General features: G+C 41.1%; 25 protein-coding genes. 23 read left to right on the top strand and 2 right to left on the bottom strand.

The features are described from left to right. Positions 1-16 precede the first annotated feature (16 nt). The 4 genes from ACQY73_RS27315 to ACQY73_RS27300 all read left to right on the top strand — a co-directional run bounded on the left by ACQY73_RS27315 (position 17) and on the right by ACQY73_RS27300 (position 5,384). Positions 17-430, top strand: coding sequence for an element excision factor XisH family protein (locus ACQY73_RS27315; RefSeq protein ID WP_428657290.1), 414 nt, complete (start codon positions 17-19; stop codon positions 428-430). Then, the gene (locus ACQY73_RS27310; RefSeq protein ID WP_428657288.1) at positions 418-759 is read left to right on the top strand and encodes a XisI protein; all 342 of its coding nucleotides are present in this window, start codon (positions 418-420) and stop codon (positions 757-759) included. The genes ACQY73_RS27315 and ACQY73_RS27310 overlap by 13 nt, the downstream gene beginning before the upstream one ends. Before the next feature lie 110 nt (positions 760-869). Continuing rightward, positions 870-4,571, top strand: a complete 3,702-nt coding sequence (gene dnaE / locus ACQY73_RS27305) for a DNA polymerase III subunit alpha (RefSeq protein ID WP_428657286.1) — start codon at positions 870-872, stop codon at positions 4,569-4,571. 168 nt (positions 4,572-4,739) lie between these two features. Further along, on the top strand, positions 4,740-5,384 hold the full coding sequence (locus tag ACQY73_RS27300) for a hypothetical protein (RefSeq protein ID WP_428657284.1): 645 nt from the start codon (positions 4,740-4,742) through the stop codon (positions 5,382-5,384). Between the two features lie 274 nt (positions 5,385-5,658). Here ACQY73_RS27300 and ACQY73_RS27295 read toward each other — a convergent pair whose 3' ends face one another. Beyond that, entirely contained in the window at positions 5,659-5,967 is a 309-nt protein-coding gene (locus tag ACQY73_RS27295; protein WP_428657282.1) for a winged helix-turn-helix transcriptional regulator, read from the bottom strand. Positions 5,968-6,140: 173 nt separating this feature from the next. Here ACQY73_RS27295 and ACQY73_RS27290 point away from each other — a divergent pair, with 173 nt between their 5' ends. From ACQY73_RS27290 to ACQY73_RS27230, 13 genes are all read left to right on the top strand, one after another. Further along, entirely contained in the window at positions 6,141-6,521 is a 381-nt protein-coding gene (locus tag ACQY73_RS27290; RefSeq protein ID WP_428657280.1) for a DoxX family protein, read from the top strand. Between the two features lie 129 nt (positions 6,522-6,650). Then, on the top strand, positions 6,651-7,202 hold the full coding sequence (locus ACQY73_RS27285; protein ID WP_428657278.1) for a GNAT family N-acetyltransferase: 552 nt from the start codon (positions 6,651-6,653) through the stop codon (positions 7,200-7,202). A gap of 93 nt (positions 7,203-7,295) precedes the next feature. Further along, a complete protein-coding gene (locus tag ACQY73_RS27280) occupies positions 7,296-8,222 on the top strand; it encodes an NAD(P)H-binding protein (protein WP_428657276.1) in 927 nt (308 codons plus the stop codon). A gap of 13 nt (positions 8,223-8,235) precedes the next feature. Further along, on the top strand, positions 8,236-9,153 hold the full coding sequence (locus tag ACQY73_RS27275) for a helix-turn-helix domain-containing protein (protein WP_428657274.1): 918 nt from the start codon (positions 8,236-8,238) through the stop codon (positions 9,151-9,153). A 213-nt stretch (positions 9,154-9,366) separates the two neighbouring features. Next, positions 9,367-9,738: a VOC family protein gene (locus ACQY73_RS27270; protein ID WP_428657272.1), complete on the top strand. Its 372-nt coding sequence runs from the start codon at positions 9,367-9,369 to the stop codon at positions 9,736-9,738. Between the two features lie 23 nt (positions 9,739-9,761). Further along, on the top strand, positions 9,762-10,685 hold the full coding sequence (locus ACQY73_RS27265) for an AraC family transcriptional regulator (RefSeq protein ID WP_428657270.1): 924 nt from the start codon (positions 9,762-9,764) through the stop codon (positions 10,683-10,685). An 86-nt stretch (positions 10,686-10,771) separates the two neighbouring features. Beyond that, positions 10,772-11,233: a VOC family protein gene (locus ACQY73_RS27260; protein WP_428657268.1), complete on the top strand. Its 462-nt coding sequence runs from the start codon at positions 10,772-10,774 to the stop codon at positions 11,231-11,233. A gap of 93 nt (positions 11,234-11,326) precedes the next feature. Beyond that, positions 11,327-11,980 (top strand): transglutaminase-like domain-containing protein, encoded by a 654-nt coding sequence (locus tag ACQY73_RS27255; RefSeq protein WP_428657267.1) that lies wholly within the window; start codon positions 11,327-11,329, stop codon positions 11,978-11,980. 92 nt (positions 11,981-12,072) lie between these two features. Beyond that, complete coding sequence (locus tag ACQY73_RS27250; RefSeq protein WP_428657266.1) at positions 12,073-12,846, top strand: helix-turn-helix domain-containing protein; 774 nt, start codon at positions 12,073-12,075, stop codon at positions 12,844-12,846. A gap of 68 nt (positions 12,847-12,914) precedes the next feature. Beyond that, positions 12,915-13,394 (top strand): hypothetical protein, encoded by a 480-nt coding sequence (locus ACQY73_RS27245; protein ID WP_428657265.1) that lies wholly within the window; start codon positions 12,915-12,917, stop codon positions 13,392-13,394. A 138-nt stretch (positions 13,395-13,532) separates the two neighbouring features. Then, positions 13,533-14,261, top strand: coding sequence for a carbon-nitrogen hydrolase family protein (locus ACQY73_RS27240; RefSeq protein ID WP_428657264.1), 729 nt, complete (start codon positions 13,533-13,535; stop codon positions 14,259-14,261). 30 nt (positions 14,262-14,291) lie between these two features. After that, positions 14,292-14,744: a GNAT family N-acetyltransferase gene (locus ACQY73_RS27235; RefSeq protein WP_428657263.1), complete on the top strand. Its 453-nt coding sequence runs from the start codon at positions 14,292-14,294 to the stop codon at positions 14,742-14,744. Then, entirely contained in the window at positions 14,741-15,328 is a 588-nt protein-coding gene (locus ACQY73_RS27230; protein WP_428657261.1) for a putative glycolipid-binding domain-containing protein, read from the top strand. The genes ACQY73_RS27235 and ACQY73_RS27230 overlap by 4 nt, the downstream gene beginning before the upstream one ends. Positions 15,329-15,334: 6 nt before the next feature. Here the strand turns inward: ACQY73_RS27230 and ACQY73_RS27225 are convergent, their stop codons facing one another. After that, the gene (locus ACQY73_RS27225) at positions 15,335-15,694 is read right to left on the bottom strand and encodes a winged helix-turn-helix transcriptional regulator (RefSeq protein ID WP_428657260.1); all 360 of its coding nucleotides are present in this window, start codon (positions 15,692-15,694) and stop codon (positions 15,335-15,337) included. 93 nt (positions 15,695-15,787) lie between these two features. Here ACQY73_RS27225 and ACQY73_RS27220 point away from each other — a divergent pair, with 93 nt between their 5' ends. The 6 genes from ACQY73_RS27220 to ACQY73_RS27195 all read left to right on the top strand — a co-directional run bounded on the left by ACQY73_RS27220 (position 15,788) and on the right by ACQY73_RS27195 (position 19,930). Continuing rightward, positions 15,788-16,360, top strand: a complete 573-nt coding sequence (locus ACQY73_RS27220; protein WP_428657259.1) for a hypothetical protein — start codon at positions 15,788-15,790, stop codon at positions 16,358-16,360. A gap of 155 nt (positions 16,361-16,515) precedes the next feature. Next, positions 16,516-16,872 (top strand): YciI family protein, encoded by a 357-nt coding sequence (locus tag ACQY73_RS27215; RefSeq protein ID WP_428657258.1) that lies wholly within the window; start codon positions 16,516-16,518, stop codon positions 16,870-16,872. 54 nt (positions 16,873-16,926) lie between these two features. Then, positions 16,927-18,156, top strand: a complete 1,230-nt coding sequence (locus ACQY73_RS27210; RefSeq protein WP_428657257.1) for an RNA polymerase sigma factor — start codon at positions 16,927-16,929, stop codon at positions 18,154-18,156. 145 nt (positions 18,157-18,301) lie between these two features. Further along, the gene (locus ACQY73_RS27205; protein ID WP_428654236.1) at positions 18,302-18,763 is read left to right on the top strand and encodes a helix-turn-helix domain-containing protein; all 462 of its coding nucleotides are present in this window, start codon (positions 18,302-18,304) and stop codon (positions 18,761-18,763) included. Further along, complete coding sequence (locus tag ACQY73_RS27200; RefSeq protein ID WP_428668418.1) at positions 18,646-19,371, top strand: IS630 family transposase; 726 nt, start codon at positions 18,646-18,648, stop codon at positions 19,369-19,371. Before ACQY73_RS27205 ends, ACQY73_RS27200 begins: the two co-directional genes overlap by 118 nt. Before the next feature lie 31 nt (positions 19,372-19,402). After that, entirely contained in the window at positions 19,403-19,930 is a 528-nt protein-coding gene (locus tag ACQY73_RS27195; RefSeq protein ID WP_428657255.1) for a hypothetical protein, read from the top strand. The last annotated feature ends 23 nt before the right edge of the window (positions 19,931-19,953 follow it).

Raw genomic sequence — 19,953 nt, 5'->3', positions numbered from 1 at the left:
TTGTAAAACTGATTAAATGGCCAGAGACAGATACCATAAACTTGTAAAGAATGCCTTGATTGCCGAAGGTTGGACTGTGACAGATGACCCGTTGTATATTCCCACTTTCAAAAGAACTGTACAGGTTGATTTGGGGGCTGAGAGATTAATTGGAGCAGAAAAAGCTAACCTGAAAATAGCGGTCGAGATTAAAAGCTTCATTGGCCTGTCTGAAATACATGAATTTTACAAAGCGTTAGGCCAGTTTAATTATTACCAATTGGCTATCGAAGAAACCCAACCTGAACGTATTTTGTTTTTAGCAGTACCGCTTGATATATATGATACGCTTTTTGAAGAGCCACTTACTCAAAAAGTAATTGAAAGATTCGGCCTTAAAATCATTGTTTATCACGTTCAAGAAGAAAAGATTGAAAAATGGATAAGCTAACATATTACAAATCAGTTATTTTAGATTTAATGAATGATATTATTAAATCGTTTGAAACCGCTTCCAATCCCATTAAAGTACAATTGATAGTGGATGAAAGCCACGGTCAATTCTTATTGTATCAAAATGATTGGCGAAATGAGCGACGTATGTATGGAGCCATGCTCCACTTGGAAGTAACTCCCAATGGTAAAATCTGGCTACATCATGACGGTACAGACCTCGTCATTGCCGAATCATTATTGGAAGCCGGCGTTCCCAGAGAAGATATTGTCCTCGGTTTTCGTGCGCCTGTGGTTCGCCCTGATACCGGATTTGCGGCGGCATAAGCTTAGATATAGAACTACACAAGAAAGTACGAAGTTTATTTAGAGATTTTTAACAACTCTAAAAAAGTCGAACTATCCTTTAGCTCAGAAAAACGACATTTCAAATTAATATGCAATTTTCCCACCTCCATTGCCATACCCAATACTCATTGCTCGACGGAGCCGCTGACATTAAAAAGCTGTTCAAAAAAGCCAAAGCCGACGAGATGCCCGCCATCGCCATTACCGACCACGGCAATATGTTCGGCGTGTTTGAATTCGTGGCCGAAGGTCATAAACAAGGCATTAAACCCATCGTAGGTTGCGAGTTTTATCTGGTAGAAGACCGCCACAAAAAACAGTTTACCAAAGAACAAAAAGATGTACGCCGTCACCAACTGTTGCTTGCCAAAAATGCCGAAGGCTACCGCAATTTAGCCAAGCTTTGTTCATTGGGTTTCATAGAAGGGATGTATGGCAAGTATCCGCGTATTGACAAAGAACTGTTGGTAAAGTACCACAAAGGGCTGATCGCTACCACTTGCTGCATTGGGGCAAGTGTACCGCAGGCCATCATCAAAAAAGGCGAAGATGCCGGACGGCAGGAGTTTAAATGGTGGCTGGATCTGTTTGGCGATGACTACTACGTCGAAATCCAGCGTCACGGAATCCGTGACCAAATTGTTGCCAACGAATCACTGCTCAAATACGCCAAAGAGTTCAATGTCAAGGTAATATGCTCCAACGATAGCCATTATGTGGAACAGGATGATGCTAACGCGCACGATATTTTACTCTGTGTAAACACCGGCGACAAACAGGCGACACCTACCAATAAGGATTTTGACGACGCCAATCCTATGCCCAAAGGCACCCGTTTTGCGTTTTTCAACGATGAATTTTATTTCAAAACCAAATCCGAAATGCTCAAAACGTTCAGCGACCTTCCCGAATCGCTGGACAATACGCAGGAAATCGTCGATAAAGTGGAGCTTCTGAAGCTTAACCGCGACATTCTGCTTCCCAACTTCCCGATTCCGGAAGAGTTCAAAAAGCACAGTATTTCGCAAATGATCGACTTCAACGGTAAGATGAAAGAACTTACCGCCGACGTACTCAATCAGTGGGAATTCCTCAAACACTGGACGTTTGAAGGAGCGCGAAAAAAATACGTTGAAATCACTCAGGAAGTGGAAGAACGCCTCAATTTTGAGCTGAATACCATTAAAAACATGGGTTTTCCCGGCTACTTCCTTATCGTGGCCGATTTCATTCAGGCAGGCCGTGAAATGGGCGTACTCATTGGCCCCGGGCGGGGGTCGGCGGCGGGAAGTGCCGTGGCGTATGCGATTGGAATTACCAATATTGACCCTATCAAGTACGATTTACTGTTTGAGCGATTCTTGAATCCGGACCGTATCTCCATGCCCGATATTGATACGGATTTTGATGACGAAGGCCGTCAGAAAGTAATCGATTATGTGGTGCAGAAATATGGCAAAAATCAAGTGGCGCAGATCATTACGTACGGTACCATGGCCGCCAAATCATCCATTAAAGACGTGGCTCGGGTGATGGATCTGCCGTTGTCAGAAGCCAATGCCGTGGTGAAGTTGGTTCCTGATAAGCCAACGTATAACATGAACTTGGACAAAGTTTTCAAAGTTCCCATCGAGAAAATGGCTGAAATGATCTCGCCGGATGAAGTGGAAAACCTGAAAAAGCTGCGCGAAATGCTCAAAGGCACCGACCTTACGGCTCGGGTTTTGAAAGAAGCACAGAAACTGGAAGGAACGGTTCGCAACGTAGGCATCCACGCAGCAGGAATCATCATTGCTCCTGAAGACCTCACCAATCTGATTCCCGTCAGTACGTCTAAAGAATCAGAGTTACTGATCACACAATACGAAGGAAAGATCATTGAAGACGCCGGTGTTATCAAAATGGACTTTTTGGGGCTGCGAAACCTCACCATCATCAAAGAAGCTCTGCGGATGATCGAGGCCAATCACGGCGTCAAAATAGACATTGATTATATTCCGCTCGACGACCCTAAAGTATTTGAATTGTTTCAACGGGGCGATACCAACGCCGTTTTCCAGTTTGAATCCGACGGGATGAAAAAATACATGCGCGAACTTAAACCCGACCGTTTCGGGGACTTGATCGCCATGAACGCCCTGTATCGTCCCGGCCCAATTGCGTACATTCCCAATTACATTAACCGTAAACACGGCCGTGAAAAAGTAGAGTACGATCTGCCCGAAATGGAAGAGTATCTCGCTGATACTTACGGAATTTGTACGTACCAAGAGCAGTTAATGTTGCTTTCTCAGAAGTTAGGCAACTTCACCAAGGGCGACGCCGACGTGCTGCGGAAAGCCATGGGAAAAAAGCAGATCGAGGTATTGAACAAGATGAAAGGCAAGTTCATCGAAGGTGGAACAAAGAACGGGTTGGATGCCAAAAAACTGGAAAAAATCTGGACTGACTGGGAAGCTTTTGCGTCGTATGCTTTCAACAAATCGCACTCGACCTGCTACGCTTTTGTTGCCTACCAAACCGCTTATCTCAAAGCTCATTATCCGTCGGAATACATGGCGGCAGTGATGACGAGTTCGTTGGGTAACATCGAAAAACTGACTTTCTTTTTGGAAGAATGTAAAGCCATCGGCCTACCCGTACTGGGCCCGGATGTCAACGAATCGGAGCGGCGCTTTGGTGTGAACAAGCGCGGCGAGATTCGTTTCGGACTGGGAGGCATCAAAGGAACGGGCGACGCCGCCGTGGAAAGTATCATCGAAGAGCGCGATAAAAACGGCCCCTATAAAGATATTTATGATTTTATGACCCGCGTTAACCTGCGGACGGTCAATAAAAAAACCATCGAATCATTGGCCTACGCAGGAGCGTTTGACTTGTTTGAGGAATATCACCGAGCGCAATACTTTGCAACGATTGACGGTGAACAACAAAACCTCATTGAAAAATTAACCAGATATGCCAACGCCGTTCAGGCCGATAAGTCCAATGCGCAGGCATCGCTCTTTGCCGGTTTTGGCGGTGGCGGTGCCGCAATTGCCAAACCTAAAGCGCCAATCGTGGAGCGTTGGGGCGACATCGAACGCCTTCGTAATGAGAAAGATGTGGTGGGTTTCTACATCTCAGGCCACCCGTTGGATATGTTCCGTCTTGAATTAGACAATTTTTGCACATGTACTCTTGACCGCGTTATGGCAACCTCCGAACTTATTGAAGCCTCTGATGAGGAGGAGGTAGAAGCAGGCCCAGTCAACGTAGAACTTGGAGGAAAACCGTTATTGTTTGGCAAAGACGTTACAGTAGGCGGAATTGTGAGCAGTTTTCAGATTCGTACCACTAAAAACGGTAATCCGTTCTGTATCTTTAAAATGGAAGACTACGCCGGTTCAATGGAAATGGCGCTCTTTGGTGAAGATTTCGTTAAGTTTTCGGCTTACATCCAAACGGGTCACTTCCTTTTTATCAAAGGCAAAATTCAAAACCGTTGGAAATCGGAAGACCAATTTGAATTCAAAATCACTTCGATGCAATTGTTGAGCGAAGTGCGCGAAAAACTGACCAAAGAGATTCGTCTGAAATTGGATCTGGAATTGCTCGATGAAGTGCTGGTTTCCAAACTCAACGCAGCCGTGCAGGCTTACCCAGGCAGTTGCGCGTTGACGGTTTCTGTGTTCGATGATGTTACCCGCACAGAGGTCAAGCTTCAATCGCGCAAACACCGCGTAGCACCTACCAACGAGTTTTTTAAACTGATCGAAACAATGGGCGGCGTGAAGTTTTCGGTGAATTGATACAGTATAGAAGAATCTATAAATGCGCATTTTGTATTGTTTTTCCATCCGTGGATTCACAATGTAAGATGTGCATTTTGTATTATGAGGTAAGACAATTCAGTTCGTCGTTCTAAAACCAACCTTCCTCTATCAATTCAAATTCAACAATTATAAAACATATTAATTATGAACGGAAGACTAAAGGAATACTTTGAATCAAATATTATCACCTCAGAGGAAAAAATACTTGAAAATATTTCTATTGAGTGGATTGCGGAAATTTACAAGAATGCAAAACTAATCAATAGACATACTGAAGCAGACAGAATTTTTAGTGAAATCCTTACAAATTGTAATGAATGGTGGATAAACGAAACAAAAAATATAAATCCGGAAGAAAAATTATATTGCATTTTCTTTGAATATGATTATATCTATTCTGAAAATCTTGATGCTGTTGCTTACGGGATTAATATTGGTGATTTCAGAAAATTACAATTAGAACCATATGATATTGGCCTTTCATACGATTTCGCATCAGGATTCTATGCTTGTCCCGGATTTACAATTAAAACATTTAGTCCCTTATCAAATCTTGGGATTGATATTTGGGAAGAAACTTTGCTTGAGAATGGATTGCCTATTGCTTACACGCCTGAATGGGAAGCGATTGTAAAATATTATAAAAATATAACTTATTCTATTGTTCATAACGCCTTAGAATTATTTGTCAAGACAGACGCCTTCCAAAAAATCAATAAACATGACTCATTTCAATTATTGATTCAAGAACATGATATGGGAGAATCTCAACCTGTATATTTTGTTTAGATTTTCAGTCGACGCGAAATAAAAATAATCCTGCCCTTGATCATAGTCGTCAAGTCAAGAACCTCGGAGAGGCTTAACCTTTGTAGATTTGTATAAATGATTGAGTTTTTTTAAAGGCTTCGGAGAAGCCTAACCATAACCATAAATTAATGTTAGGCTTCTCCGAAGCCTTGTAACTGATTATTGGTTGGCAATCAATTACTACAAAGGTAGGGCTTCTCCGAAGCTGTTTTGAAGCCCTTGGTCTTTGGCATAATAAGATGAAAACAGACAACTATTTCCCAATAACCTCCCGGCGATGAGCCAATCCCCAAAAATGAAGTTCGTCTATCACTTTTTCAAGTGACAAACCATGCGGAGTGATGGAATACTGAACGGTTGGCGGAAACGTATCGTACACTTCCCGAACAACAAGCTTGTTCGCTTCCAGATTTTTTAATTCCTTGGACAGCGTTTTATCCGTTATTCCACTGACTTCTCTTGCTATTTGCTTGAATCGTTTTGGACTTTCTGACAACGAAAATAAAATAAGTAACTTCCATCTTCCCTCAACAGCTTCAAGGGCATCTTTTATGGAAAGCATTGTTTTTGGGCAACCGCCTTTCGCCAACATGTCTTTTCAATTTTTACATTACTTCCTGTTTGGATAGTGCTTTCCGAACAGGAAGTGCTATCGTTTGGATAGCAAATGTAAGTAATTTTGGCCCCATAAAAAGAAAAGACACTATGGCAAGCGCACAAAAAACGTCAAAAACAATGAACATTCTCCTCTGGATAGCGCAGGTACTTTTAGCAGTTAGCCTTATTTGGTCAAGTACCATGAAACTGTTTCAACCGGCCGATAAATTAGCCGAAATGTGGCCGTGGACCGTCGAGAATGCAAACTTAGTTAAGCTGACAGGCGTATTGGATTTTCTGGCGGGCATTGGGTTGGTTTTTCCGTCATTGCTTCGTATCCAACCCAAACTGACCATTTATGCCGCCTACGGAACGATTGCGCTCATGATCGCTGCCGGCATTTTTCACATCGTAAGAGGGGAAGCCTCTCAAATTGGCGTAAACATTTTCTTTGCGGTTTTTGCCGTTTTCATTGTGTGGGGGCGGCTAAAAAAAGCACCGATCACTCCTAAGCCTTAAAATTGATTTACCGTCTGTGCGGCGAAACTACCTAATTGTTGAATTTTGATGCTTCTCAGCAACGATAATACAAAAACAAAATCATAAATTGTTCGTGGTCAAACATTGAAAAATTCATCATAGGACATCATGCTGAACAGAATTTTTACACCTTTCCCAACTTTGGCAACTGAAAGACTTACACTTCGTCAATTAGTAATGAATGACCGACAGGGAATATTTGCGTTGCGTTCCAACAGTGAAATAAACAAGTATCTTGACCGGCAACCAAGCAAGACACTCAAGGATGCAGAAAACTTTATCAATAAGATCAATGATACTATTAAAAAAAATGACTCCATCTATTGGGCAATAACGTTGACCGATAATAATACATTTGTAGGTACAATCTGCCTTTTGGGCTTTTCAGATCAAAATGACAAGTGTGAAATCGGCTATGAACTTTTGGTTGATTTTCAAGGGCAGGGAATAATGAAAGAAGCGATAGAGAAAGTTATTGAATACTGTTTTCAAACAATGCAACTTCAAACAATTGAAGCATATACACATAAAGACAATCAGCGTTCTGCAAAGCTTTTAGAGAAATCTGATTTTATAAAATCACCGGCATCAGATAACCCACATCACAACTATCACGTTTTCACCTTGGTGCATTCAAATTGGCAACCTAACCGTTACTGAACTCAATCCTGACAACGAATTTTCACAAAACGCATTTTTTGACTACAACAAAAGGCGATTTGGCTACATCTGTCTATTTGCGACTGCGGACCTTTGCAGAAACAAAAAATACAGAAAATGAAAATCGTACTAACAGGTTCTTTAGGGAACATCAGCAAACCGCTGGCCATTGATTTAATAGAAAAAGGTCACCATGTAACAGTAATCAGCAGCAAAACCGAAAGACAAAAAGACATTGAAGCTCTTGGCGCAACAGCGGCAATAGGCTCAATGAATGACATTGATTTTCTAGCAGATACTTTCAAAGGTGCCGATGTGGTTTATCTGATGGAAGCACTTGCTCCGGGCAGTTTCTTCAACCCAAATCTTGATGTTGTTGAAGCTGTAACCAAAATTGGGAGCAATTACAAACAGGCTGTTGAACAATCCGGCGTAAAGCGTGCAGTACATCTCAGCAGCATTGGTGCCCATACCGACGTTGGCGTTGGAATGCTTAAATTTCATTATAATGTAGAAAATCTATTGAAGCAATTGCCGGAGGATGTTGCAATTAAATTTATGCGGCCTGTCGGGTTTTACTATAATATGTTGGAATTTATTCGTTCCATAAAAACACAAGGTGTGATTGCCACAAACTACAATGCGGCTTATAAGGAGCCCTGGGTGTCGCCATTGGACATTGCGGCTGTTATTTCCGAAGAAATCGAAAAACCTTTCGACGGTAGGGAAGTTCGTTACATAGCAAGTGATGAAAAAACGAGCGATGAAATTGCCGCTATCTTGGGAGGAGCCATCGGTAAACCCGACCTGAAATGGGTAGCCATTCCTGATGACCAATTATTGCAAGGAATGATTGCCGCAGGGATGAACCCAAAAACCGCTCAAGGCCTGATAGAGATGAATATGGCAAGACAAAGCGGAACATTGTTTGAAGATTATTATCTCAACAGACCAACATTGGGCAAGGTAAAAATCGCAGATTTTGCACACCGGTTTGCAACGATTTACAACCAAGAATAACTATCTTAGCAATGTGAACAGACAACCGCAACGAATAAAGACAATCAGCGAATTCCATCAATTCAGGGGTTTGCCGAGACCCGAACACCCATTAATCAGTGTGGTAGATTACAGTGCTATAAAACATTCACCTGATTCGGGAACAACAAGTTGGTTTTTGGATTTTTATTCCATATCAATAAAACGAAACGCCAATGCCAAAATAAAATACGGCCAACAGGAATATGATTTTGATGAAGGTATCATGTTCTTTATGGCTCCGGGTCAGGTTTTCAGTGTTGAAGTTGATAAAAATTTTCCACCAAAACATTCGGGATGGATGCTGCTCATTCATCCCGATTTTCTATGGAATACGTCTTTAGCCAAAACCATCCGACACTACGAATACTTCGACTACTCGGTAAACGAAGCATTGTTTCTTTCCGAAAAAGAAGAAATCACCCTTGGGGGAATTATGGAAAACATTCAGCAGGAATACCATTCCAACATTGACAGATTCAGTCAGGATTTGATCATTGCTCAGCTTGAATTGTTGCTTAAATATTCAGAACGGTTTTATCAACGTCAATTCATCACCCGGAAAATAAGCAACCATAAGATTCTTGATCGTCTGGAGGCTATTCTGACGGACTATTTCAACAGCAATGCTTTGATAGATAAAGGATTGCCCACGGTTCAATCCATTGCCGAATCCTTAAATGTATCGACCGGTTATTTAAGCAGCCTGTTGAAAGTGCTGACCGGTCAAAGCACCCAACAACATATCCATAATAAACTCATCGAAAAAGCTAAGGAAAAATTATCCGTTACTGACTTATCAGTGAGTGAAATCGCGTACGAATTAGGGTTTGAACATCCGCAGTCGTTCAGCAAGTTATTTAAGACAAAGACCAATTTTTCTCCTCTGGAATTCAGGCAATCGTTTAATTGAAACAAGGATAGCTGACGAGTAAAACCGTTATCACTAATTAAAGCAATCTTCCAATGGCGAAATTGCTCTGAATTATTTTGTCTGACCCCGTACGGGGTCACATATTTGTAGGAGTAAAGCTTTTTCTACAAACGTTTGACCCCGTACGGGGTCAGACAAGACGCAAATAATTTAAAGTAATTTAAAAAAGCACTATAAAACAAAAAACGAGCTATGAAAGTAGGTGCCTTTTCGATAAGCCTTAGTGTCAAGGACATTAAAGCTTCAAAAGAATTTTATGAAAACCTGGGCTTTAGCGTCTTTGCCGGAGACATTGCGAGAAATTACCTCATCATGAAAAATGGGAATGCACTCATTGGATTGTTTCAGGGAATGTTTCAAAACAACATTTTAACCTTCAATCCCGGCTGGGATGAAAACGCCGGGAAAGTTGAAGCATTTGATGATGTTCGGGAAATTCAGCGGGAGTTAAAACAAAAAGGTGCCAATTTAATAACCGAAGCTAACGAAAATACTTCCGGCCCTGCGAGTTTTATGATCACCGACCCAGATGGCAATATTGTTCTATTTGACCAACATGTTTAGCATTTAACCCAAGGAAGCGACCTATGCTGCAAACAACGTTAGACAGCAAAACAATTGACACTCTTCGGGATATTCCCGACCTTATTCCCGTCTATCGTGAGTATTATGAAGACTGGAATATTCGCGTATTCAACAGGAAGCAGCATGAATGCCGAAATTATCTGTCGCCCAACCGGCGGGAATTTTACAAAATTCTCCTTATTACTGAAGGTGTCGGGGTATTTACCATGGGACTGAATACCTACTACATTGAAGAACCCACTATTTTATTCATTCACCCCAACGACATTATTTCCTGGAAAAATATGTCTAACGAAAGCGGTGGATTTTATTGCCTGTTCAAAAAGACATTCATCAATGAACATCCCCAATTAAAAGCGACCATTGACAAATACAGCCTGTTCAGCGATAAAAACAAAAGTGTCATTCGTTTAAAGAAAAATGAAGCTGCAACGTCGGAAAACCTTTTTTCCCGAATGCAGGAAGAAGAAGTTTCTGCTTCCGCCTATAAAGAAGATGCGATGCAGGCCTACTTACAATTGCTGTTGATAGAAAGTATCAAAGTGGGCAATTTTCCAAAACCTGACCATGTTTCTGACGAATTCAGGTATGTTCACGCGTTTTTCCAATTGCTGGAGCAGGAAATCACCGGCATTAATTATACCACTCCGATCCGTATCAAAACCGCTAAAGAATTTGCAACCAATTTATCGGTTCATCCCAACCATTTGAATGCGTTGCTGAAAAAGCATACCGGCCAAAACGTAAGCACCCATATTCGTAATCGATTACTGGAAGAAACAAAGGTGTTATTGCTCCAAACTGATTGGAGTTTACAGGACATCGGGTACAGTATTGGGTTTACGGAACAGTCCAATTTCAATTTGTTCTTCAAAAAAAATACCGGAATTACGCCCGCCGAATTCAGAAAAAGCGCCCATCTTTGAAATTCATAAAACCTCCTTTACTTTCCATACAAAACGATTTTTGAATTGTATCCACCTTTGTATCATCAATTAAATACAAAGCAAAAATGGAAAACATAAAAATTCAAATCCCTGCAAAGAATACACAAAGTGAATTCAGCAGTATGCGCGGCGCCCACGTTGCCTTACGCGTTCCCGATTATGAAGCAAGTAAAAAATGGTTTATGGAAAAACTTGATTTCAGGGTTCTGCACGAATGGCCTTTCGGCGATATGCAGCTCGCTTATTTAGCCCCCGCCAACGACGACAATTTTTGGATAGAGCTTTTAGCCGGCGGAAACCCTGCTCCCAAAGCCGACTATTCAGACTTGGGCGAAAGTTTGCAACCGGCAGGTTATCACCACATTTGCATGGATGTAAAAAGTGTAGACGAAACGCTTGCCGAACTGCGCAAAAGGGATGTAACCATTGTGGGCGAAGCATTTGACCTTCCGGTCATTGGAAAACGACTCGGTTTTTTTGCTGACCCTTGGGGCAATGTCATTGAATTGGCCGAAGTGTTAAAATAAATCACTTCTAGATTTTAAGAAAGGGAATCATTGTAAAATTGGGGCGGATGTACTAAATTCATGCAGCCCCAATTTTACAAACCTTTACGTACAATGAAGCAACCACTAAAGTTTATCTTTTTCTTTTTTTCTTGCCTTTTCTTCACTGAAATAAAAGCACAAACCCTTAACGGGCAATTAAAGAAATTGTCAGACGCAGCTGATAATTCAAGCCTCCAACCTTCTGAATTCTCTAATACGATTTCTTATGAAGCCGTAACAAAACAATGGAAGAACGTAGCGGAGGTGAATCAATGGATAAAAGCAAACTTTAGCTATAGTATCGAAAGGGCCAAACAACTGGCCGAAAACAGCTCTACAAGGGAACAAACCCATATATACACGCCGGCGGAACTTTACCAACTCAAAAAAGGTGTGTGTATTGATTTAAGCCGGTTTGCCGTTGAAACACTCAACCGAATTGATACTTCAAAAGATGTTCAATACCTAATGATCGAATTTGAACCGATCATTATCGACAGCAGTATTATCAGGAAACATTGGTTGGCCGCTTATCAGGATACATCAGGTTATTATTTATTTGCCGACAGCAAACGTCCCGGTCATCTCGCCGGCCCTTACAACAGCATCGACGATTTCATCACTGAATATCAAGCCTTCAGGGGCAGAACCATCGTTTCCCGGAAGCTTTTGCCGAGTTATGAAAAGAAGAAAATAAAAAAAATGCTGCAACAAAAAAAAGCATAGCCTAACCATAATTGATACCGAAAGCGGGAACTTATTCCCGTCCACCAATTGTAAGTACGGTTAAAAGATTCCGGCAAAAACGTATCGACAAAATGAAAATGGAGGCTTACTTACCGACAGCATTGCTAAGGCCGTTCGTGAAGTCTTACCTGATCATCGAAAGTCAGGAAGAATTGGTGAACAGGGTGCTGCCGGGCACTTCACTCGCCGTTGCTTTCAGGATTAAGGGACAGGTAAACTATCTGACAGAGAGCAATTCCACCGTTCTGCCTTCTACCGCCATTTCAGGTTTACGAAAATCGGTACGGCTCATCAATTATTCAAAAAATACAGCCACACTCATCGTTTCCTTTACCGAAACAGGAGCAAACGCCTTTTTTAAAGAGCCGCTCCACGAACTGTTTGAAGAAAGTATTTCGCTTGATAATTTCATTCCGCAGCACAAATTATCGATCATTGAAGAACAACTCGCCGAAACACAAAATAATAACCAACGAATTGCCATTGTTGAGCAGTTTTTAATGTCCAAAATAGGCAATTCAACGCCTGACAAACTGATCCTGAACGCAATTTATCGGATAAATGCCGCCAAAGGCAGTATCAAAATGAGAGAGTTGGCGGGCACGCTTTACATAAGTCAGGATGCGTTTGAGAAACGATTCCGAAAAATTGTCGGCACCTCGCCCAAGCAATTTTCCTCTATTATCCGTATGAAATCTGTCATTCATCAAAAACAACCGACTCAGAGTCTCACTGAAATCGCCTTTGATGCCGGCTATTTTGACCAACCTCACTTCAATAAAGACTTTAAGTTATTTACGGGCCAAACCCCCACCGACTTTTTCAAATCTTCTGTTTTCTGGTAAATCAATGATTTTTTACAATGATTGAGCTCAGGCATTTCTCAATTTTGTCACAACAAAAATGAAGAAAAATGAAAGCAATCATCAACATCAGTCTTACGCTCGCGGTATCGCTTATGTGTATATCTACGCGTTCGCAAGCACCTGTTAATCAATCATTCACCAAAACAAAACAGGAAGTTAAAATGGAAAATCAGGAAATGAAAGAATTTATTTTGTTGGTTCGCGTACCGCAAAATTATGGGTCAGATCAGGCCGTAGAAGTGAGAGTCCAATGGAATGCACTTCTCGAAAAATGGAAAGCAAACGGCACCTATATCACAAGTTTTGTTTATCCCAACGATGGTTATCTGGTGACAGGTTCAACAAAAACAATTACCAAAGAAGGCGTTATATCCAACAATTTCAAGTTGGTAAGTAACATGATCTTAAAGGCCGCAAACTACGAAGCTGCCTTGGAATTAGCCAAAGAATGCCCGGTATTGGCGCAAGGCGGAATGATCGAAGTACGCGAAATTCAGCCTCGCCCGGCCGCTCCTGCCAAAAAATAAAACCAACCGAAAGAGTCTGCCGGAAATGCATCGTACGTTGCGCTTCCGGCAGACTCTTTAGTATATTTGTACGAAACGCCCAACTTCAGTAACGTTAAGTGGAAAATCCCCACACCAAACTATTTTCAATCAAAAGAAATGAAACTTTGCGTAGCTCAAACAAGACCTGTTAAAGGCGATATTCAAAGCAATATAGAAAATCACAAAAAGTTAATTCAGTTGGCGGTTGCCAATGGAGCGGAAATCATTATTTTTCCTGAACTATCCATTACAGGTTATGAGCCAACGCTTGCCGATAAGTTAGCTACGATTCCGGATGACGTTCGGTTTGATGATTTCCAAAAGATCAGCGATGCAAAGCATATCACAATTGGAATTGGAATGCCGTTAAAAACTGATTCGGGTTTAAGTATCAGTATGCTCATTTTTCAGCCCGGAAAAGCAAGGGAAATCTATTCCAAAAAATACCTGCACGCGGATGAAGAACCCTATTTTATCAGCGGCAAAAGTACAATTGGTTTGATTGGGTCCGAGTCCAACATTTCATTCGCCATTTGTTATGAACTATCCGTGCCCGAACATTCGGAAAATGCGCATAAAGCCGGCGCGGAAATTTACATTGCAAGTGTGGTTAAGACGGTTCCGGGTGTAGAAAAAGCCATTAAAACCTTAACTGATATTGCTCAAAAATACGCCATGACGGTGCTAATGGCCAACAGCGTTGGAGTGTGCGATGGTGATGTCTGCGGCGGAAAAACCTCTATTTGGAATGCTGACGGAACATTGGCGGGACAATTAAATGATACTGACGAAGGCATACTGATCATTGATAGTGAGACACACGCCTTGATTGAAAAAACAATATAAAACAAGGATTCCATTCCAAAAACAGTTAAAATGCTGATAAGAAAATACATAGACGCCGACAGAACACGAATACCGGAACTATTGCGCCTCAATACGCCCGAATATTTCTCCCCCAATGAGGAAGAAGATCTCGTTTATTATTTAGACAATCATGTCGAAAATTATTATGTGATTGAGATAGATGGCGTTGTGCAGGGATGCGGCGGTATCAATATATCGGATGATGGTGAAACAGCCAAGCTCTCTTGGGATATTGTTCATCCTGAATACCAAGGAAAAGGCTTGGGCAGCGAATTGACCAAATTCCGAATTGAGCGAATCAAAGAAATGGAAGGCATTAAAATGATCTCGGTCAGAACGTCGCAACTTGTTTATCCTTTCTACCAAAAATTCGGTCTTGAAGTACAGGAGATCGTAGAAGATTTTTGGGATGAAGGCTTCGATATGTACCGAATGGAATATCCAATTACGGATACAGAATGAGTTTAACATTGCAAAAGAATATCCTTTGGACCGGCATAGAATATCATTCTATAGAGAATTGTGTCCTGACGATCAAAGCCAGGCAAGTACTTGTAAACTCCACTATTGTCGGCCTCTACAAAAACATCATTTATAAAGTTGATTATCAAATTAAGACAAATCAAGATTGGGAAGCCTTTTTTGTTAAGATAACAGCCCAACTCAATGCCGACACTAAAATTCGGCGTTTTCAAAGTGATGGAAAAGGCAATTGGACCGTAAATGGACAACTTGTTGAAGAATACAATGGCTGCCTTGACATTGATATTTCATTGACTCCTTTTACCAATACTTTACCTATTAACAGGTTAAAATTAGCCCAAAAAGAAGAACGAACGATTCAGGTTTTGTACGTGGATGTATTGGGAGAGCAACTAAAACCGGTTCATCAGAAGTACACAAGGCTTTCTCGAACTGAATACAACTACGCGAACATTCCAAAGGACTTTGAAGCAACGCTTACCGTAGATGAATCAGGATTGGTCGTAAATTACCCTTCACTTTTTAAGCGTACCTTCATCATGGAAAACAACAGCGGGCAATAACTCCTCTCAAGCCGCCGCTTTCGCGCTTAGATCTTTCAGTCCCCATTCCTGCATGATGTACAATATCGGCATCAGCGTTTGGCCGTAGTCGGTAAGTTTGTATTCTACGCGTGGCGGGATTTCGGCGTAAATAATTCGTTCCAGAATTCCGTCCTCTTCCAATTCCCTCAATTGATTGACCAACATTTGCTTACTGATAACCGGCAGCGCCTTCTGAAGTTTACTGAAACGGTTGCAGTTTTTACTGATCGCATATATGATCAAAGGCTTCCATTTACCGCCAATTTTGTTCAGGCAGTGCGTAACGGGGCAGTTATGGGGGTTAAAATCTTTGTTCTTACGGGCGTTTTTGAGCGTATTTTCCATTAGTCTAAAAAAATGTACTAGTAAAGTTCAAAGTGACTACTTGTGGATTTTAGACAAAGATAAGAACTTTGTTTATCTCAAAAACAAAAGGCAATGACAGCAGAACAGATCAAAGAATTTATTCAGGGCGGCGAATGGGTAAGTATCACGACCGAACTCCGTCCCAGTATTACGAAATCAGCAACCGGAGACATCCAACCGTTTTATTGTTCGAGGGTTTTCACATATTCTCCCAATGACAAATTTGAATGTACCGTAATCAATTACGCAGATCCGAACGGCAAAGTGCCTTTGGTAAAGATCAGGATCAAAGGGCACACTAGTTGGCAAGGCGAGCATCCCCTTGCCGAAGGCGCTTATAAAGTGGATTACGTGGCCGATGAAGCGTATGAAGTGACGCCTTTGCACCAAGGCTTTGCCGACGCCGTGAACTGCGCACCAAGCCAAGGACTCAACAAATGGGAAGTAAATGTGATGCAGGATGTGGTTGGGAAAGCATTTCCTGCCTTTGGCCTTTCAGAAGGGCAGATATATGTTGACTACGACTTAATTTATATTTACAATGATCTGTTTTTCAACGGCAGCAAAAACGTCGATGGGCGCGCTTTTGACAAACCCGAAAATCGACCGACAAATCTACAAGTACCGCTGATCAGAAAGAAATAAGTAAATAACGTTTACCGGAAAATTCAAAGCAGGAAAGATCACTTCTTTTCTGCTTTTTTGTTAGCTGCTAAAAAATTTTCCACGATTGTCCAATTTCCTTGACCTCGTTTGTCATGTAAGTGTAAATAAATCACTCACATATCACTTTTACAGAAATGAAAGAATTTGCATTGATTTTCAGACACGAAGATGGCGGAGCGGTAGCTTCACCGGAACAAATTCAACTATGGATGCAGCAAACGATGGATTGGTTGGGAGGCATCGCCGCCCAAAACAAACTCGTAAGCCGGGGAAATGGGTTATTGTTTGAAGACAGTCGAGTGGTACGGCCTAACAATGTGGTGACCAACGGGCCTTTTGGCGAAATCAAAGAAACCATCGGCGGCTACGTGATCGTGCGGGCCGAATCGGTGGAAGAAGCCGTGGAATTTGCCAAGGGTTGTCCCGTTTTACAAGGCGAGGGCAACAGCGTAGAAGTACGGAAAATTGCGGGTGGAGGCGATTTTCATTAAATAACCTCACCCCGGCCCTCTCCACATTGGAGAGGGTGCTTTTATGTTTTATGTATGCAACAACCGGAATTGATACCACATTTGTTCAGGACAGAGTTCAGAAAAATAACGGCTGTAATCGTTAAAAGGTTGGGAATTGACCACATTGAAACAGCCGAAGACATTGCAAGTGAAACATTTTTGTTGGCAATGGAATCGTGGCCGTACAAAGGCATTCCCGAAAACCCAACGGCTTGGTTGTACACAGTAGCAAAAAACAAGGCTAAAAACTACATTCACCGTCAGCAGATTTTTGACGAAAAGATTGCAGATTCAATTAAAGATTCTTTCTCAGAACCGCTGGAAATCGACTTTGATCTATCTGAAAAAAACATTACAGACAGTCAGTTGCAAATGTTATTTACCGTTTGCCATCCTTCCATTTCCACCGAAGCACAAATAGGGTTGGCCCTCCGGATTCTTTGCGGCTTTGGAATTGAAGAAATTGCCGTTGCATTTCTCACTAATAAAGAAACCATCAACAAACGTCTTTTTAGGGCCAAAGAAAAACTGAGGGCCGAAAAAGTACCCATCGAATTCCCCTCAGATGCTGAAATAAATGCGCGACTGGCACCCGTACTTACTACGTTGTATTTGCTGTTTAACGAAGGATATTACTCTGAAAGTCAGGACACAGTAGTGCATGAAGACCTTTGTCTGGAAGCCATGCGATTGACGTACCTGCTCATTGAGTACGCACCTACTAATCTACCGCCCGTCAATGCATTATTGGCTTTAATGTGTTTTCATGCGTCAAGATTGGAGGCGAGAAAAAACGACAACGGGGAACTCATCTTATACCAAGACCAAGACGAATCTCGCTGGGATCAGGAACTGATAAGCAAAGGAGTTTACTTTCTTCATCAGGCATCGCAAGGCTCTCAATTATCAAAATATCATTTGGAGGCCAACATCGCTTATTGGCACACCCTCAAGGCCGATACCAATGAAAAGTGGTCGGCTATTTTACAACTTTACAATCAACTACTGATTCTTGAATACTCCCCTATTGCCGCTCTCAATCGAACTTATGTACTCTCTAAAGTTTACGGAAAAGCGCAAGCCATTGCCGAAGCCGAAAAACTGAAATTAATAAACAATCATTATTACTTCACTTTATTGGGGGAATTATACAAAGATATTGACAACTCAAAAGCGAAAGTGAACCTTCAAATGGCGCTGGCATTAGCCAAAACCAATACAGATAAGCAGACGATACAGGCGAAATTGAAAAGAATGAAATAAGTAATTAAGAAAAATTAAACGAGACTTTCCAAGTTTGTAAGCACACTGATTATCAAATAGTTATTGAAAAAACTTGGAAAGTCTTATTTCGCATATATACTTAAGTAATCAAGCAAAATTAGTTTAGATTTATTATATTGGCGACATGAGCCGAAAAGAAAAGCATATTGACCTGATAGAATCTGAACAAATTACCTTGCGGGAAGGGGCAAAATATCATCCGAAAGTGGAGTTTAGAGAAAAATGTCGTGCTCTTTTATTGAATCAGGCAGGTGTAACGATTAAACAAATTGCTACCCATCTGGATGTCAATCATAATACCGTCGGAAATTGGATAAATGCTTGGGAAACAGCAGGCATTGTTGGTCTAAATCGCAAAATAGGTCAAGGTCGTAACCCGATTTTGAGCGTCACTAACGCCAGTCATATTCAGCAATTAGACAAGGCAGTTGAGACCCATTCGCAAAATGTGAAAGCGATTCAGGCCGAATTAGTAAAAGAATTGAATACCTCTATGAGTTCAGATACGGTCAAACGCTTTTTAAAAAAAATCATTACTCATGGCGACGCATCCGTCGCTGTACGCATCAAGGCCAAAATAAAATAGTATATGCAGACAAACATGAACGCTGGAAATTATTGCTAACACTTTGGTTATTAGATTATATAGAGCTTTACTTTGCCGATGAGTCCGGCTTTACGATGCAACCCTATGTACCTTACGCCTGGCAAAAAAAAGGAATAACTCAACGTCGATTTGCCCGCAGACAGAAAAATCGCTTAAATGTATTTGGCCTGATGAGTTTGTCCGGTCAGCTAACGGTTTATCACAGTGAAGCCAATCTGGATGGTGCCTTTATTAAGAATTCCCTGGATGATTTTGCTCAAAAATCACACACTAAACCTTACGTCATTGTACTTGATAATGGCCCTATTCATCATGCGAAAGTAGTTAAAGATGAGTTGGATAACTGGGAAAATTTAGGTTTGTCTATTTTTTATTTACCTACTTACAGCCCACACTTGAATCCAATTGAAATTTTGTGGCGCTTCTGCAAATACAGATGGCTCAATAAAACACATTATAAAAGCTGGTCAAAGTTAAAAAAAGTCATTCTTTGTATTTTTAAGGAGTATGGCTCGACATATACCATCAACTTTACAGAGCTTATTATAAAAAATACCCCAATTAATATCAAGCTTAATTTTGCGTGATTACTTAAGATATTTTTCGTAAATTAGCATTGTGAAAGAAAGCAAAGCCATCTATCTCGATTTCGTCGTAGACAAACTGACCAATTCTATTCAGAACACAATTTCGGGTGATAGTTTTGCTACAGAAGTATTACGATTAACAACTTCTGATTTAAAGCAGATTACCAAAAGTAAGGGCTGGAATTTTAATTGGAAATCGGAACTTGAGGACAATGCGAAAGAGGTTTTTAAATTAACCATTGCCAACAATCCAACCATTATTCAAGGTTTACTTAGTCTGACATTAGAACATGATCATGTGTATATGTATTTGCTTGAAAATGCCCCATTTAATGTTGGCCGAAATAAGCTTTATGATGGTGTGGCAGGAAATTTAGTAGCTCATGCATGCAAGGTCTCTTTTCAAAATGGATTTGACGGCTTTATTGCATTTACCGCCAAAACAAAACTTATTGAGCACTATCAAGAAACATTAGGTGCTTATAGATTGAGTGGAAACAAAATGATTATACCCACAGAATCAGCGCAAATTTTAATCAATAAGTACTTTAAATCATAAACAACATGGGATATATTAAAGAA

Origin of the sequence: Runella sp., assembly GCF_965279615.1 — a bacterium.
GTDB lineage: Bacteria > Bacteroidota > Bacteroidia > Cytophagales > Spirosomataceae > Runella.
The sequence above is the reverse complement of the archived record's forward strand: the minus strand, read 5'-3'. Positions and strand labels throughout refer to the sequence as shown.